This is a genomic window from Flavobacterium aestuarii (assembly GCF_040049115.1).
Lineage (GTDB): Bacteria > Bacteroidota > Bacteroidia > Flavobacteriales > Flavobacteriaceae > Flavobacterium > Flavobacterium aestuarii.
This window is the reverse complement of the sequence record NZ_JBDLZZ010000002.1, coordinates 304436-321826: the sequence shown is the minus strand read 5'-3', so window position 1 is coordinate 321826 and position 17391 is coordinate 304436. Positions and strand designations below refer to the sequence as shown.

The 17391-nt window shown below is 33.8% G+C and carries 14 protein-coding genes; 4 read left to right on the top strand and 10 right to left on the bottom strand.

All coding sequences use genetic code 11. The features are described 5' to 3' along the window. Position 1: 1 nt before the first annotated feature. Entirely contained in the window at positions 2-3133 is a 3132-nt protein-coding gene (locus ABEG11_RS03375; RefSeq protein WP_348822783.1) for a SusC/RagA family TonB-linked outer membrane protein, read from the bottom strand. Between the two features lie 913 nt (positions 3134-4046). Next, the gene (locus ABEG11_RS03370; protein WP_348822782.1) at positions 4047-4901 is read right to left on the bottom strand and encodes a leucine-rich repeat domain-containing protein; all 855 of its coding nucleotides are present in this window, start codon (positions 4899-4901) and stop codon (positions 4047-4049) included. Between the two features lie 174 nt (positions 4902-5075). Here ABEG11_RS03370 and ABEG11_RS03365 point away from each other — a divergent pair, with 174 nt between their 5' ends. Continuing rightward, positions 5076-5564, top strand: a complete 489-nt coding sequence (locus ABEG11_RS03365) for a DUF1761 domain-containing protein (RefSeq protein WP_348822781.1) — start codon at positions 5076-5078, stop codon at positions 5562-5564. Between the two features lie 56 nt (positions 5565-5620). Here the strand turns inward: ABEG11_RS03365 and ABEG11_RS03360 are convergent, their stop codons facing one another. Continuing rightward, positions 5621-5899 carry a 4a-hydroxytetrahydrobiopterin dehydratase gene (locus tag ABEG11_RS03360; RefSeq protein WP_348822780.1) on the bottom strand — a complete coding sequence of 93 codons (279 nt, stop codon included), beginning with the start codon at positions 5897-5899 and terminating at the stop codon, positions 5621-5623. A gap of 182 nt (positions 5900-6081) precedes the next feature. Between ABEG11_RS03360 and ABEG11_RS03355 the strand changes: the two genes are divergently transcribed. Further along, positions 6082-7236 carry a GNAT family N-acetyltransferase gene (locus ABEG11_RS03355; RefSeq protein WP_348822779.1) on the top strand — a complete coding sequence of 385 codons (1155 nt, stop codon included), beginning with the start codon at positions 6082-6084 and terminating at the stop codon, positions 7234-7236. Here ABEG11_RS03355 and ABEG11_RS03350 read toward each other — a convergent pair. After that, positions 7229-8113: a diacylglycerol/lipid kinase family protein gene (locus tag ABEG11_RS03350; protein WP_348822778.1), complete on the bottom strand. Its 885-nt coding sequence runs from the start codon at positions 8111-8113 to the stop codon at positions 7229-7231. The two genes, ABEG11_RS03355 and ABEG11_RS03350, sit on opposite strands and share 8 nt — an antisense overlap. A 64-nt stretch (positions 8114-8177) precedes the next feature. Here ABEG11_RS03350 and ABEG11_RS03345 point away from each other — a divergent pair, with 64 nt between their 5' ends. Continuing rightward, a complete protein-coding gene (locus ABEG11_RS03345; RefSeq protein ID WP_348822777.1) occupies positions 8178-9140 on the top strand; it encodes an App1 family protein phosphatidate phosphatase in 963 nt (320 codons plus the stop codon). Here the strand turns inward: ABEG11_RS03345 and ABEG11_RS03340 are convergent. After that, a complete protein-coding gene (locus ABEG11_RS03340) occupies positions 9135-11048 on the bottom strand; it encodes an ABC-F family ATP-binding cassette domain-containing protein (RefSeq protein WP_348822776.1) in 1914 nt (637 codons plus the stop codon). The two genes, ABEG11_RS03345 and ABEG11_RS03340, sit on opposite strands and share 6 nt — an antisense overlap. A 74-nt stretch (positions 11049-11122) precedes the next feature. On the opposite strand from ABEG11_RS03340, the gene ABEG11_RS03335 reads away from it, so the two are divergent. Beyond that, positions 11123-11506, top strand: a complete 384-nt coding sequence (locus tag ABEG11_RS03335) for a DUF983 domain-containing protein (protein WP_348822775.1) — start codon at positions 11123-11125, stop codon at positions 11504-11506. A 3-nt stretch (positions 11507-11509) separates the two neighbouring features. Here ABEG11_RS03335 and ABEG11_RS03330 read toward each other — a convergent pair whose 3' ends face one another. From ABEG11_RS03330 to porK, 5 genes are all read right to left on the bottom strand, one after another. Further along, a complete protein-coding gene (locus ABEG11_RS03330) occupies positions 11510-12562 on the bottom strand; it encodes an NAD(P)/FAD-dependent oxidoreductase (protein ID WP_348822774.1) in 1053 nt (350 codons plus the stop codon). A 78-nt stretch (positions 12563-12640) separates the two neighbouring features. Continuing rightward, positions 12641-13630, bottom strand: a complete 990-nt coding sequence (gene porN / locus ABEG11_RS03325; RefSeq protein ID WP_348822773.1) for a type IX secretion system ring subunit PorN/GldN — start codon at positions 13628-13630, stop codon at positions 12641-12643. 49 nt (positions 13631-13679) lie between these two features. Continuing rightward, positions 13680-15239: a type IX secretion system motor protein PorM/GldM gene (gene porM / locus ABEG11_RS03320; RefSeq protein WP_348822772.1), complete on the bottom strand. Its 1560-nt coding sequence runs from the start codon at positions 15237-15239 to the stop codon at positions 13680-13682. Between the two features lie 49 nt (positions 15240-15288). Next, positions 15289-15918, bottom strand: coding sequence for a type IX secretion system motor protein PorL/GldL (porL, locus tag ABEG11_RS03315; RefSeq protein WP_348822771.1), 630 nt, complete (start codon positions 15916-15918; stop codon positions 15289-15291). A 64-nt stretch (positions 15919-15982) separates the two neighbouring features. Then, positions 15983-17386, bottom strand: coding sequence for a T9SS ring complex lipoprotein PorK/GldK (gene porK, locus ABEG11_RS03310; protein ID WP_348822770.1), 1404 nt, complete (start codon positions 17384-17386; stop codon positions 15983-15985). Between the last annotated feature and the right edge of the window lie 5 nt (positions 17387-17391).

Sequence of the window (17391 nt, the reverse complement as noted above, 5' to 3'; positions counted from 1 at the left end):
CTTAAAAAGTTACGTTTAAGCCGGTGATGAATGTTTTAGAATTTGGATAAGCTCCAAAGTCAATTCCGGGATATAAATTGTTTTGTTCATAAGAACTTACCTCAGGGTCATAGCCTGTGTATTTCGTCCATGTAATGATATTTTCAGCAGACACATATAATTTCAAGCTTTGAACACCAATTTTTGAAGTAAGGCTTTTTGGAAATGCATATCCTAAAGTAATCAGCTTTAATCTCAAAAAGGAAGCATCCTCTACATAGCGCTCTGATACTATACCTAATGGTGAACTTGAAGCCCTAGGAATTTCGTTACTTGGATTTGCTGGTGTCCAGCGGTCTAATAATGCAGCGGCAGCATTTGTCCCAAGAGTAGAAATTTCTAATTGCTGGTTTAAGGCATTAAATACTTTTCCGCCATAGGCTCCCTGAAAAGAAAATGATAAATCAAAATTTTGATAAGCCAGTGTATTGCTGAAACTTCCAACAAATTTTGGCTGAGAAGTCCCAAGATCACCTTTGTCTGCAGCCGTAATGATTCCATCTCCATTGGTATCTACGTACTTTCTGTCACCAATTTTGGTATTGGCAAGACTATTAATTTTAGGCTGTGTATTGATTTCTTCCTGAGTCTGAAAAATACCATTAGTGCGATATCCCCAGAAAGTTCCCAGTGGCAAGCCAACCTTTACCGTTACAGGCTGCTGCTGCAGTAATGAACCATTTGGAACTACAGGAAAAAATTGATCAACTCCATTTCCAATTTCGATCACTTTATTTCTGTTAGCAGAAAATACAAAGTTGGAATTCCATGAAAAGTTTTCGGTTTTTATATTTTCTGTTATTAAGCCAATTTCAATTCCTTTATTTTCAACTCCACCAATATTCTGAAGAACAGTAGCATATCCTGATGTTAATGGAACTGGCACATTGATAAGCAGATCATTTGTTTTTTTATAATAAGCATCAAAAACAAAGTTTATTTTTCTGTCGTATAATGATAAGTCCAAACCGATATTGTACTGATCTGTTTTTTCCCATCGCAAATCTGGATTTGCAAGGCGCGTTGGAGCCAATCCTGTTTGAATCGTTCCTCCAAGGCTATAATTAACGGAACCTATTGATGCCAAAGAAAGATAATTTCCGATCTCTTGATTTCCAGTTGTTCCAGCACTCAATCTTAATTTTGCATCAGTTACAACTCCTTTAATGCTTTCTGCAAAATCTTCATCAGTAATATTCCAGGAAAAACCAGCAGATGGAAAGTATCCCCAAAGCGACTCTGATCCAAATCTCGAAGAACCATCAGCACGTGCTGATACTGTTAAATTGTATTTTCCTTTATAAGAATAATTCACTCTGGCCAGCCATGATTTCAAAACACTTTCGAATGCTTCACTATACGGTTTTACAGCTACACCATCCTGTAGAGCGTTGTATGTATTATTATCGTTTACAAAGCTGTTTGCACCTGCATTTACTACTTCTCCCTGAGTATATTGAAGTGTATATCCTGCCAAAGCTGAAAACTTATGATCCTCACCAAAATGTGTATTATAATTCAAGGTGTTTTCATTCAATACGGTGCTCACTAGCCTGTCTCCAACCGAAGCTAATCCTTTAGTTCCTGCTCCAGTTGTAGTAGTCGAAGGAGCATAATAGTTTTGTTTGGTATTAATTACGTCACCGCTGACAGCTGCTTTTGCAACGATTTCTTTGTTTATTTTATATTCTCCAAACAAACTGGTCAAAATTCTATCAATTTTTGTTTCGTTGATAGTATTTTCCAAATCATTAATTGGATTTCCTATAACTCCATTAACCGCTGTCGAATAGGGATTATTCGTTAAATTATAAGATCCGTCATCATTTTTAATAGGAACTACTGGTGGCTGATACAAAGCAACAACTAATGGGTTGGGCTGTCTTCCTGCTCCTGTACCGCCATTGGTTCCAATTCCATTAGACAGTGAATTTGTGTAATTGGCATTCACGCCAAATTTAAAATTCTGGGAATAGTTTCTCTCGTAATTAGCACGAAGCGAAATTCGTCTGAAATCAGATCCGATTACGACGCCATCCTGATCAAAGTAACCAGCCGAAACAGCATATCGAGAACGATCATCCCCGCCAGAAAATGTCAATTGATGATTTTGCACTGGAGCAGTTCTAAAAACAGCCGATTGCCAATCATAGCCGCCAGAAGTTTTAAGTGCTTCAATTTGAGCTGGCGAAAAAGAAGGAGCCTGCCCTATGCTTGCCTGCACATCATTACGAAGACTAGCCCATTGGCTGGCATTTAATAAATCCAGTTTTTTTGAAACTTTTTGGAATCCAAAATAACCCTGATACGAAATATGATCTTGTCCTTTGATTCCTTTTTTGGTTGTAATAATAACTACTCCATTTGCCCCGCGAGAACCATAAATTGCTGTAGCAGAAGCATCTTTTAGTACCTCGATAGACTCAATATCACCTGGGCTAATCGTTGATAATACATTGACACCAGCTCCGGCATTGGCAACTCCCGCTGTACCGTTATTATTATCATTGTAAATCAATATTCCATCTACAACATAAAGCGGTTCGTTTCCTGCTGTGATGGAGTTTCCTCCTCTGATACGAACACTGGAAGTGGCACCTGGACGGCCCGAACTTTGAGTTACAACCACACCCGGAACCGCTCCTCTGAGCAGATTATCTGCAGAAGAAGTAACCTGTTTCAGATTTGCTTTTGGAACCGAAGATACTGCCCCGGTAATATCTTTTCGTTTTTGAGTTCCATAGCCTACTACGACCAACTCATTTAGTTCCTGAAGATCCTGCTCTAGACTAATCACAACGGGACTTCCGTCTGCAATATATTCAGTCTTTTTATACCCAATATATGTTACTATTAAAGTATATGGGAATTTTTGTCCAGTTTGAAAATAAAATTTTCCTTCAGCATCCGTTATCACGCCGTGAGTAGTTCCCTTAATGGTTACTGAAGCACCTGATACAGGCTCATTTGTGGTTTTATTAATGACTTTTCCATCCAGTTTGGACTGAATTAGAGGCTTTGTATCTTGCGCTTTGATTCCAAATGAAATCAGAAAAATAAAGAGCCATGAAACATTATATAGTATTTTTTTCATTACTTTGTTTTTGGTTTAATAAATAAGGATTCCTGAAGGCTGATTAATCAGCTTTCTATCCTTTTTGAGATGAACATTTCTTTTTTAAGCCTTGCCATTTCTGTTGCCGCAGAAATGGCTTTTTTTTTATTATCTGCAACACATCTGTTTTTTCATTTTATCGGTTTTAATTATTAATATTTGAAATTGATTGTTTTTAGGATCAAATTATCAACAGTCCAAATAATTTATCATTGCAATAAATTATTTGAAAATGATTATTCTAAAATTTAAATAGATTCGGATTGAAAAACTTAACAGCAACAACACATTCGACTAAGGATGCCGAATTGAAAAGATCTTTGCTTGATCAAAAAAGAGGTATTTTCGATAGTTTTCAAAATTATATTATTAAGAGTGATTATTTTTTTTAAACTCTACTATTTCTATAGACAAACTTATAATTAATATTTAATTCCACCAAAATTTAATATAACATTTTGCAAAAAAAATGTTAATCTATAAATTAAAACATCGTAAATAAATAACAATCAATGCTTTACAAAATAAGCACTATAAAGAATAATTTTTAACATGCCATAATCAGAATCCGGAAAACCTCAATCCGATTATTAATTCTCTCTAATATTTCGCTTCAATGAAGCTGTGAAGTAGTTGATATTTATTAGTTTTTACAAATATTCTGCCACTCCTGTGGCTTAAATCAATTTTGTTTTTAACAAGATCCAAGCTCTGGAAAAGCGTATTATTATAGAAAAACAAATGCTATAACCTGAGGTCACATAGGAGAATACATTATTGAGAGAGCTAAGTTGAAAATAAAAAAAAGCGCTATGATTTTAAAATCATAGCGCTTAAACAAAAAACTCAAATTATATATTATAATAAACCTTTATTTAACATCATATGCTTATTACTCATCTGCTGCCCATGCACCTTTTGCTGTATTCAAAACTTCCAGTTTGAATGCGACACCTGTTTCATTTCTCATGGTCAGATTAAATCCTTTTTTTTCAGCCAAAGCATTAGGCACAAAACCTGAGAATGAATTATAAGCTAGATTTACTTTTTCAAGATTCTCTAACTTTACAATATTAAAAGGAATCTGTCCATGCATTTTGTTATCAAATAAACTTAGTTTTTCCAATGAAACTAAATTTTCAACACTTTTGCTGATATGTCCAGAAAAGCTGTTGCTGCTTAATGATAATTCTTTTAGTTTTTTTAATTCATATAATGACTCTGGAAACTCACCCGACAATTGATTATTGAATAATGAGACTACTTCTAATTCTTTTAAATTACCTATTCTGCTTGGCAGCTCTCCTGAGAGATTATTCATAAAAGCCATCAGAATTTTTAACTGCTGGATTTCGCAAATCGAATTTGGTATGGAACCTGTCAATTTGTTAAACGACAGATTTAATGTCTGCAATTTTTTTAACTTTCCAATATTGGCTGGTATGTTACCCGAAATCTGATTCTTAAAAACGTCAAGCTCTACCAGATTCTTTAAATTAGTAATTTCAGCCGGCAAAGTGCCAACTAAATTATTATTGGAGAGATTAATACTCACTACATTATCATTTTCTAGCTTGACTCCATACCAAGTTGAAACTGGTGCATTCAGATCCCACTTGTTTGTCCACTGGCTTCCATTGGTGCTATGATATAACTTAATCAATATATCTTTCTCATTACTAGAGACATTCGCTAATAATGTTACTGAAAAAGCAACCGTTACAAATAATGCAATAACATTTTTCATAATATCAAATTTATATATCAAAAGTAATTCTAAACATGATAAAATACAAATTTTATCGATAAACTACATTTTTTAATTTTTATTATAGTTTAAATACTACAAACAAAACCAAACCTGCTAAGATGTCAAAAATTTAACTACATTTGAAGCTAACAACTTTAAAACCTTATAATTATGGAAATGAACTGGATTGCAATTTTTGTAAGTGCATTAACAACGTTAGCTGTTGGATTTGTCTGGTATCATCCAAAAGTTTTTGGAACTATATGGATGAAAGAAACAGGACTCACGCAAGAAGAATTAGCCAAAGGAAACATGCTGAAAATCTTTGGGCTGACTTATATTTTTTCGGTTTTTATTGTTATCATCGAATCCTCACTCACCATACATCAGAGTGGAGCACTTGGCATGATTGGCGGACCAATGAAAATCAGTGAAGCTCTTCCATCTTTTCAGGCTTTTATGAATGATTATGGCACAGCATATAGAACTTTCAAGCATGGAGCCTTGCATGGTTTTATATCTGGTTTGCTTTTTGCATTTCCAATTACTGCTATAAATGGCCTCTTCGAAAGGAAATCATGGAAATATATCTGGGTAAATTCAGGATACTGGATAGTCACATTAACATTAATTGGATCGCTGATTTGCGGATGGATTTAATCATATTGAAACACCAAAAGCCTTATTTTTATATTTTTAGGAATAAGGCTTTTTGTTTAAAATAAATTTTCTATCTGTCCTGCTAACTCAATATCCTTTGCGGTTACTCCTCCTGAGTCATGCGTATTGAGCCTTATATTCACTTTATTGTATACATTGAAAAGTTCAGGATGATGATTCATCTTTTCGGCCAAGACACCTACTTGCACAATAAAGCCAAGTGCCTGAGTGAAATTTTTAAATTTAAAATCTTTTTCGATTGCATTTCCCTTAAAATGCCAGTCTTTCAATTGATCCAAAAAAGGACGTGCTTCTTCTTCTGTGAATGTTTTCATTTTTTAAAAATTTAAATTGAGTTAATTTCAAACAGCTGTTCAAATATTACTTTTATCAACTGTCTATCGCTGAAGAACAATGATGAACTGGAACATCTTTATAAATGCCTAATCTTGCTGCTGATAAAACAATTTTGAAAAACTTAATATTATTGGCTAAATTTGAATAATATACTTCTAATTTGAAAACTGCTATTTCTTATCAAATTTACGAAACTAATGCACAGCTTCCTGAAAATTGGGACGAACTAGCGTGCAAAAATATTTTTTTATCCAAAGAATATTTTGAAGTTTTAGATAAATCGGCTCCAAAGAATATGACCTGTCACTATATTGGGCTTTTTAAAAATGGTAAACTGGCTGGGATTGCCATATCACAATTCCTGGATTTAAACAATCTGGAATCCTTTGGAAATCGGGACCGATGCATGAAAACGACAGCCAGAAAATTTATTTTGAAAAATTTCGCTTCTCATGTTTTACTAATTGGCAACAATATGCTTACCGGGCAGAATTCATTTGTTTTTTCAGACAACATTTCAAAAGCTGAAGGTATCAAAGCCTTAAAAAAAGCTTCAATAGATTTGAAACATAAATTTAAATCTATTGGAAAAAAAGTTCATATAACAACTTTTAAGGATTATACAGAAGAAGATATCAAGAAATTTGAGATCGATTCTAATTTATTCAAAAACAATTACAAATACAGTATTCAGCCGAATATGATTTTTCACATTCCTTTTGAATGGAAATCGGAACAGGATTATATCAACTCTCTGCTAAAAAAGTACCGTGATCAATATAAAAGAGCAAGAAAAAAAGCGGAAGGAATCGAGAAACGCAAATTACACCTCGAGGATATTATTGCTCTTGAAGAAACCATTTATGATTTATATTATCACGTGGCCAAAAATGCACCATTCAATACTTTCTTTTTAACTAAAAATCATTTCAGGATTTTTAAGGAAGTTCTGCAAGACAAATTTCTTTTTTATGGTTATTTCCTAGATGGAAAATTAATTGGCTTTAATACTCTCATAAAAAATGGTGATACAATTGACACATATTTTTTAGGTTATGATGACACTATTCAAAGAGAAAAAATGCTGTATTTGAATATGCTCTATGATATGATTGCCTACTCCATCAACAAAGGTTACAAGGAAATTATTTTTGCAAGAACTGCACTGGAAATAAAAAGTTCTGTTGGCGCAAAGCCACTGGAAATGTTTGGATTTGCAAAACACAGCAGTAAAGTTGCCGATCTTATTTTTGAAAAAGCATTTAACTCGCTCGAACCTAAAGTGGTTTGGCAGGAACGGAACCCTTTTAAATAGTATTGATCTGTGGGACTGCAACTTTCATCTGATGATGCAGAATATGGATTTCCAATTCACTTTGAGCACCACAATATTCTCCATCAATTTGAAAATTAATTGGCCGATCTGTTTTTATAACTGCCTTATCAGCTGAAATTATTACAATGTCATCTGAATCTATCGGCATATTTCCAATAATAATTTTCCCAAGCAATACCAAATCGAGGCTTTTCAGGATGATAAGTTCAAATTTGCCATCATTCATACTTCCATTTGGATTAATCGTAACACCTGTTCCATATTTTTGTGAATTGGCAATAACAATCATTCTGGCAGTGTGTTCTACTGTCTGTCCATTGGCATTTATAGAAGCAAGAAATGGTTCTTCAGAATCTTTTAACGTAGTGTAGGCCTGCAATGCATAACCCCAAAGACCACGGGTTTCGCCTTCTTCATAATTCTTCACCAGATCAGCATTAATGCCAATATCGCTTAAATGGATGCACTTTTTACCGTTAATGCAAATCATGTCCATTTCTAAATAATGGTGCAGAAAAGCCACTTCCAGATTTTCTTCCAGAACAGCTGGCAAGTTAAGGTCTACTGCCAAGCCATTTGCAGATCCTGCGGGCAAAATCCCAATTATGACATCATGTTTTTCCATAGCTTCGGCAACCATTTTTATGGTTCCGTCCCCACCTGCTACGACAATACGTTCTGGCTTATAAAGATCATAAAGTGACTGCAATGCCTGCACGTCTCTCTCCCCAACAGTTTCATAAACTATTAAATCAAAATCATTGATAACTGAAAAATCCTGTACCGCATTCAATAAATCAGATTTATCCAAATCTCCCGAAATTGGATTTACTACGAAAATGATATTCTTTTTCAAAATTTCCTCTTTAAAAACCGATTAAAATAATTAATTTACAGCTTCTATAAAAGTAAGAAATTATATGGAACCTATTTTACAATTATATCGCGGTTATGCCAATGAACAGGAATTGATTGTAATGGGGCATGTCTTTAAAAAAGGTTATGATTATGATTTTCAAAAGAAGAGCTTTAAAAACGCCAGTTCGATTGTGAATCTTTTTAAGGTCAAAACCATTAGCAATTTTGATGTATACCTTAAATTTGGCGATTCTGTAATCCATACCAGAACTTTAGATGATGGTTATTTTAAATTTTGCATACCGCTTGAAAAGGAATTTAATTTTGGATGGATGGACTATGAAGTGAGTATTATCCATAAAAATCAATCTATTATATCATCAGGCAGTTTCATTAGGCCACACAAAGGAAATCTTGGCATAATATCTGATATTGATGATACTTTTCTGGTTTCCCATACTAATAATTTCTTCAAAAAGATATACATTTTATTATTCCGAAATGTGAATAGCCGCAAGGTTTTTAAAGATGTTGCTGCTCATTATCAAGCTCTGAGTTCTGCTGGAAGAAACAATATTGATGAGCAGAATGCTTTTTTTTATATTTCAAGCAGTGAATGGAATTTATATAGCTTTATCGTGAAATTCACAAAAATCCATCAATTGCCAAGAGCGGTTATATTATTGAAAGATATTAAAACAGGACTTGCTGATTTTTTTATGAGTGGCAGAGGTGATCATAACCATAAATTCGAAAAAATAAAACATGTTGTCGAGTTTTATCCGCATCTAAAATATGTATTATTGGGTGATGATTCACAGCACGATCCTTTATTATATGAGCGCATTTGCAAAATATTCCCAGTTACCGTAAAAGCGGTTTACATAAGGCAAACCGGCAGAAATCAAAAAGAAACAACAAGATCAATCTTAAAAAATTTAGAAAATCTTGAAGTTTCTGTCTGTTATTTTAAAGATAGCAGTGAAGCAATCCTCCATTCTAGATCAATTGGATTGATTTTATAAACCAGCATTATCAATTTCTTCCTGAACAATTTCCCAATCCAAAAGCAGTTTATCTAATTCTTCTTTTTTCTTATTATAAGCAGTAAAAAACGAAGCATCTTCTATGTGTTTGTCATAATTGGCTGCCAGCATTTTATCATCGTGCTGTATATCTTTTTCTAACTGCTTGATCTGGCTTTCTACCTTACTCAATCTATTCTGCAAAGCTTTTCCTTTCTTTTGGTCTTCATAAGAAGATTTATTGCTTTCTTTGACAGCAGCTGTTTTAGAAATATCTTTTTTCTCAACTTCACGCATGTTTTCGAGATTGCGCTGTTCCAGGAAAAAATTAATATCACCTAAATATTCTTTAATTTTCTGATCTTTAAATTCATAAACGATATTAGACATTCCCTGCAGGAAATCCCTGTCGTGAGAAACCAGCAGTAAAGTACCGCCAAACTTCTGCAGAGCTGCTTTCAAAACATTTTTAGACTTAATATCCAAGTGATTTGTAGGCTCATCCATCAGCAAAACATTGATAGGCTGCAATAATAATTTGCACAATGCCAAACGGTTTCTTTCTCCTCCGGAAAGCACTTTTACTTTCTTTTCAACATCATCACCTCGAAACAGGAAAGAACCTAGCATATCCCGAACTTTCATGCGGTTTGTATCTGTGGCGGCATCTTCCATAGTCTGTAGCAAAGTAATTTCTCCGTCTAGATATTCTGCCTGATTCTGGGCAAAATAACCTAACTGAACGTTATGGCCTAATTTGATAGTTCCATCATATTCGAACTCATTAACAATAGCTTTTATAAAAGTAGATTTACCTTGCCCGTTCTGACCGACAAAAGCAATTTTACTTCCTCTTTCAACTAATAAATCAATGTCTTTAATAATCACTTTATCTCCGTAGGCCTTGGTCACGTTTTCAACTTCAATTACTACTTTCCCAGGTTCTTTTGAAACAGGAAAAGAAATATTCATCACCGAATTATCGTCTTCATCAACTTCAATTCGTTCTACTTTATCCAGTTTCTTAATTAAAGATTGTGCCATTGAAGCCTTGGAAGCCTTGGCACGGAATTTTTCAATCAGTTTTTCGGTTTCTTCAATTTTCTTGGCCTGATTTTTTTGAGTTGCCAGCTGTTTTTCACGAATCTCGTGACGCAATTCTAAATATTGGGAATAAGGTTTATTGAAATCGTATGCTTTCCCTAATGATATTTCAATAGTCCTGTTAGTTACATTATCCAGAAACATTTTATCGTGGGAAACGATTACCACTACCCCAGGATAATTACGCAGAAAACTTTCCAGCCAAATAATACTTTCAATATCAAGGTGGTTCGTTGGCTCATCAAGCAGCAGCACATCATTATTCTGCAGCAGTAATTTTGCCAGCTCAATACGCATTCTCCAGCCTCCCGAAAAAGTTTCTGTCTGATTATTAAAAACCTCCCTTTTAAAACCTAAACCTAATAATATTTTTTCGGTATCACCTACATAATTATAACCGCCTAACAAATCAAAACGATGTGTATAATCAGACAGATCTTCAATAATCTGGCCATACTCTTCACTTTCATAATCGGTACGGGTAACCAGCTGGTGATTGATTTCTTCTAATTTTTTTTCAACAACCTTTATTTCAGTAAAAGCTTCATACGCTTCCTCTAAAACCGTACGTCCTCGTTCAAAATCAATATCCTGACGCAAGAAACCCATCCGAATGTCCTTCTCTTGAGAAATAACACCAGAATCAGGTGCAAAATCTCTTGCCAGCATTTTAAGCATAGTCGATTTTCCGGCACCATTTTTTCCAACAAGACCAACTCGATCTCCGGCTCCTAAACGGAAAGTTACTTCCTCAAACAAATAAGTACCTCCAAAAGAAACCGATAAATTGTGTATATTAAGCATGTATTAACTATTTTATTCCTTAATGTATTAGTAAATTTGTCCATAATAAATAGAACAAATTATATTTTTTGCAAATGTTAAAAAAAGGATCCAAATTATATAGCATTTTAACAGGAACTTGCCCAAAATGCATGAATGAGAGCATGTATGTAGATAAAAACCTATTACATATTGGTTCAATTCTCAAAATGCATGAAAAATGCAGTCACTGTGGTCTCAAATATCAAATAGAACCTTCTTTCTTTTACGGAGCTATGTATGTCAGTTATGGATTGAATGTTGCTATTGGGATTGGAACTTTTCTGGTATCCTATCTATTTTTTGGAGCTGAGATTCAAACCTCATTTATCTCAATTATAGTTACACTTATTCTGCTTTTCCCAATAGTTTTACGCTGGTCAAGGAACATTTATATCAATATGTTTGTTTCATACGATCCAGATACTACAAACAATTAATCATTATTTTTTTCGTTTATTGACAAATCTTTTAATATCAATTTCTTTATCAAGCGGAATTTTATTTTCAATACAATTAAATAAAGCCTTAGCCATTGCGGGACCAAGCATTACACCACGAGTCCCCAAACCATTCAGCACATGCACATTCTTATAATTTTGATGTGTTCCCACTAATGGTCTTCGATCTCTCACCGTAGGACGAACTCCAGCATAATGTTCAACTATTTCAAAATCACAGGAAATTATCTCTTTAATTCTGTCGATTAATTCTATTCTTCCTTCCTCAGTAGGCAAATCCGTTTTATCTTTCACATTATAGGTTGCCCCTACTTTAAACATATCATTTCCCAGTGGCAAAATAAAGACACTAGCATTCACTATCACATCAAGTTTCAAATCAGCTGCCTTAATAATAAACAATTCTCCTTTGGTGCCATCTAAAGGAAGGTCATTAAAAAAAGGATTAGCATGAAGGCCAAAACCTTCTGCAAAGACAATCTGTTTTGCCTCCAGATCTTTGTATACTAATCTGTCATCTTCAATAATTAATGCATCATATTCAAAAGACGCTGCTCTTAAAAGATTTAATGAAGCAAGGTACTTCTGATACTTTGATAATAATAATGCCGTATCAACATATCCTGTCTGCAAAACCTCACCATAACCAAATGGAGAATCGATTCCGTCATATTTATTGAAACATAAAGAAGTAGATAGAAAAGGCGCTAAGTTTTTTTTGTCAGAAGCTGCAAACCAATTATTCTGCTCTTCAATAGAAAAAAACTTTCTTAATATAGGTGTCTTAAAATTAAAATTATCATTTATTCTATCGCTCAAATTAGAATAAAAAACAGTCAGCAGCTCTAATTGTTCCTGCGCATTCCAAACCTCACTGAAACGCTTTAAGATAACAGGATTATATAATCCCCCAGCTATTTTGGATGAATTTTGAGAATCATTATTAAAAACAATACAGCTTTTATTATGCAGAATGGCCTCTTCAGCAAATGAAATCCCTGCCAAACCAGCGCCTACAATTATATAATCAATCATGAGTAAAAAATAAATATTGAAAACAAAAAACTCTTACTTAAATTAAGTAAGAGTTTATGTTTAAATAGTCTGATGAAATTAGTAATTCCACATATCGTGTTCGAAATCACGGATTTTATCTTTAATCCTGTCTGATTCTAATAATTGATTCAGAGCATTTTCATTAATATATTCAGTAATTAAACGATCTCCATATACGTTTTCTTCTTTGTAAATCGTACCACTGAACTGACGTGAATCTAAAATTCTATCAAAAGAAATAGGCATTGCAGAATTTTTTTCGTTGAACGACAAATACTGGTGCAAATAATCTCTTATTGATGGATAAAATATCCAAAATAAATCAATGTAATCAGGATTTTCACTTCCAACTTCTCTAGCTTCTGGAGCAATTGGACAAATACCTAATAAACGATATTTCAATTCACTTTGACGTTTGTCAAAATACCAGTAGCCTTTTAATTTATAACCAGTAATATCTTGTGCAGTAAGTTCTCTTTTATCTATAAATTGAGGATCTAATACTTTAGCAACAGGTACAGTAGCAGGACCGACCACTTTTACTTTTTTACCTTTAACAGTTTTATAAGTAACCGAAGCCTTTGCTTTTGGGAAATACAAATCTCTATTGGCATTTACTTCTTCTCTACCTGCATTTGTTGTATCAATGTAAGTAAAAGAACTGCTCATGTCTTTAAATGATTTTTTGGTATTAAAATAATCATCAGCATAAACCTCTGTTATTTTATTGGTTTTAATACCCTTAATTAAAACATCAAATAACGATCTTCTGTCTTTTCCTATATTAGTAGAATCAATTGGAAAATAAAGAGGGAAATTAAACCTTTCACTCAGGTCAATTATCTCCCAAGTAGTTTTTCCCATTAATATATCTCTATCATCAACATAACCGTAAGCTAATGGCTTATCATTATCAAGAGATATTTGAGATTTAGTCTTTACACCTATTTGCTCAGGTGTCTTAGCATTAAGCAAATTAGACTGTGCAAATGAAGAAAAACTCCCTGCAACTAATGCAATAACTACTACTAAATTTTTAGTCTTCATCTTATAAATTATTAAGTTATTTAAGTTAGCTATTTTTTCAACTTAAATATTATTGTATTTCGTAAATTACTGGTGCTGTTCTCGAAAGCATAATATCAGAACCAACTAATTTAGTTTTAATATCTGAAATCGTAATCTGATCACCTCTTGTTGCTCTTGCCAATGCAGCTTTACATTGTGCATTAACTCTATCTCCAGAAACAATAACGGCAGCTTGACCAGTTACTTTTAAAGTAAATCCAACAACATTTAGATTAACATTGAAATCGAAATCTGGTAATTTTGCAGAAACTTGAGATACTTCCAAACGAGACTTGGCTCCTTTAACAATTCCCATCTCTCCACCGATTGCACCAACTGGAGCTGGAATACCTTTGATTCTGAATGATTTTCTATCAGAAACTTTAGATCCATCAGGTAATGTTCCTGTTACATTAATAACAACTTCAGAACCTTGGCCTGGATTCATATTATATGATCCTGCTTTACCTGCACGGCTCAATCCTGGAGCTGCAGCACTAACTTTATCATCAGAAACACCTGCAAATGAAATTGTCATCGGGTTAATAACACCTCTATACACTACATTCATTTTATCAGCAGAAATAGTAGCTGAATTAGGTTTTGGAACCACCACATAGTTTCCTACAATTGGAATAGCTACTGGTTTTCCGTCTTCCATAAAAGTGAAGTTACCATTGATGTCATGCTCACCAACATTCCCTGCTCCAAAACTAAAATCTACCTGACCATCATGCAATGCAGTTCCTAAATTTAAATTAGAACCATTAACAACAACTTTAGTAGGAACTGTAGATTTGTCAAAACGGCCTAAAACTATTTTACCTTTTACAGCTTCACCAGCAAAGAAAGCTGATTTTTCTGGTATAACGATAGCAGTATAATTTTTCATAGAAGCCGCAGCAACAGCTGTAGACCCTGTTAATCTGCCCAAAATCTGATTTTCTATAGTATTAACATCATTTTGAATCGCTGTCAATTTAGCTACAGAAGCAATTAATGGAAAATGTTTAAAGTTATAATCTAAATTATTTTTTGTAACACCTTCTTTATCTTTAATATCACCTGTGTTGAATTTTGTATTAAACTCAGTAAGGATGTCTTTGAATTTCGGATCATTGCCTAAAGCAGATTTGATTGAAGATTTATATGCTTCAACAGCAGCAACTACTTCCTTTCCTTTAGCAGATAATCCATCACCACTAAACCATGATTCATCTAATTTTGATGAATTATCCATTGTTTCATAGGGTAATTTACCATCTTGTTCTCTTACAATATCTTTAGTAAAACCAACCTTAAGTGATTCTACATATTTATAAAAAGTAGTTGAAGCAGCAGCTACTTTTTTTCCAATTTCGTTAGGAACTTTATATTGCTCAGGTTTATCTTGAGCTTTAAGATCTAAATCAGCAAGAATAGCTTCATTTGAACTCAATGCCAAACCATTTGCAGTTTCAAATCTTTCGTTTATTAATCCAAAAGCTGATAAAACTTCTTTGGACATATTTAATGCTAACATCGCGATGAAAACCAAATACATCAGGTTAATCATCTTCTGTCTAGGGGTTAATTTTCCTCCTGCCATTTTTTCTAATTAGTTTATTATTAAAATTAAATTATAGTTATAAAACTAATTATCCTTTATTACTCATTGCAGAAAGCATTCCGCCATAAACATTATTCAAAGAAGCAATATTTGCAGTCATTGATTGCATTTGCTCTTTTAATTTACTTGCGTTTTCAGCTATTTCCTTGTTTGCTTCAGCGTTTCTGGAAGCACTTTCTAATTGTACTTTATACAAGCTGTTTAATGATTCCATTTGAGCTGCAGCCATAGATAATTCTTCGCTGTATTTTTTTGTTGCCGCAATTGAATCAACAGTTGGAGAAATATTTCTTGAAGCTGATTCAAAGTTACGAATACTGCTGCCTAAGCTACTCATTAACTCACCATCAATTTTTGCTTCTTTTAATAAAGCATCTAATTTTGAAGACAACATTCCGTCAACTTCATCTTTCTCAACATTTTTTTTCTTAGCGGCTTCACCACCTGCTAATTCTGGATAAACTAAAGACCAATCCAATTCATGGTCAACTGGTTCAAAAGCAGAAAGAGCAAAAATGAAAGCTTCAGTACAAAGACCAACTATTAATAATGCACTTGCTCCAGGATAATGTTGAATTTTAAAAAGGGCTCCAATAATTACTACTGCCGCTCCCATACCATAGGTAAAATTCATTGCTTTTTTGCTCAATAATGCCATCGTTTTAAAAATTTTAAAGTTAATTTAATAGGTTTTTTATTTAATTGTTGATTTAGGAATTTTATTATTTTTTAGCGTTTTTAGTTGTCTGAGTACCCATATAATCTTGTACTGTTCTAAATCCGATATAACTTCTTGCAGAATCCGAATATTCAAAAGCACGGGTACTTACCTGTAAGAAATAGGCAACATCTTTCCAAGACCCACCTCGCACAACTTTACGTTTGTTCGAATTATCGATAATAGCAGGATTCATTGTAGACATGTATTCATATGAATTTGAATCGTAAGCTGAGTCTGTCCATTCCGAAACATTACCAGCCATATTATACAAACTGTATCCATTAGGATCATAAGATTTAGCTTCTACAGTATATAAAGCTTGATCCGCAGCATAATCACCTCTATTAGGCTTGAAGTTAGCAAGGAAACAGCCTCTATCACTTTTTGTATATGGGCCACCCCAAGGAAAAGTAGCTGATTCCAGACCGCCTCTCGCTGCGTATTCCCATTCAGCCTCAGTAGGCAATCTGAAAGAATTTACATTATCAAAGTGATTCTTCTTTGATTTTATGTATATGTTTTTATTTAAGGTTCTCCACTCACAGAAAGCTTTCGCCTGTTTCCAAGTAACACCGACAACTGGGTACTCTCCGTAAGCTTTATGCCAGAAATAATCGTTATGCATTGGCTCATTATAGGAATAACTATAATCTTTAATCCATACAGTTGTATCAGGATATACTTTCACCTCTTCAGTTCTTAAGAAATCCTGTCTTTTTCCAACTTTAGCTTTAGCTGCAGCCTGAATATCCATCCAAGTATAACGGAATTTTAGCTTATTGACATCCATTGTTCTTAAGCCGTTATACGAAGCTTCTAGTGGCAAATACATGGAATCCATTACTTCTACGTAATACTCATCTGGATATTTTTTAACATCCTTTATAAGCTTAGCTTTTCTATTTAATCTTTTATATGCATTTGGATCTTTATCTGTACCAATACTGTAATAGTTATCATACATATACTTATCATATGCAGTCATTTTTTCAGGATCAGAATCGTTAAATGCATAATCGGCAATACTGCCAGCATTCTTCCCTTTACCTTTTCCATCTGTTGCAGCACCTTGACCACTCTCTTCAGCCAATATAGCCAAACGCAGGCGTATCGTAGAATCTTTAACCCATTCTACAAATTGACGGTACTCACTATTTGTGATTTCAGTTTCATCCATGTAAAATGCTCTCACAGTTACTGTCTTTGTTGGGGCGTCGCCGACATTTGCAACATCGTCATCAGATTTACCCATGATATACGATCCACCAGGTACTAGTGTCATTCCATAAGGTTTCTCTGGATGCCATTTTGCTCCTTTTACACCAACCAACTCACCTTTGTCGCTTGATCTGCCACAGCTAATTAACACGGTTAAAATTGCCGTAAATGCAATGAAATTCTTCATAAAAA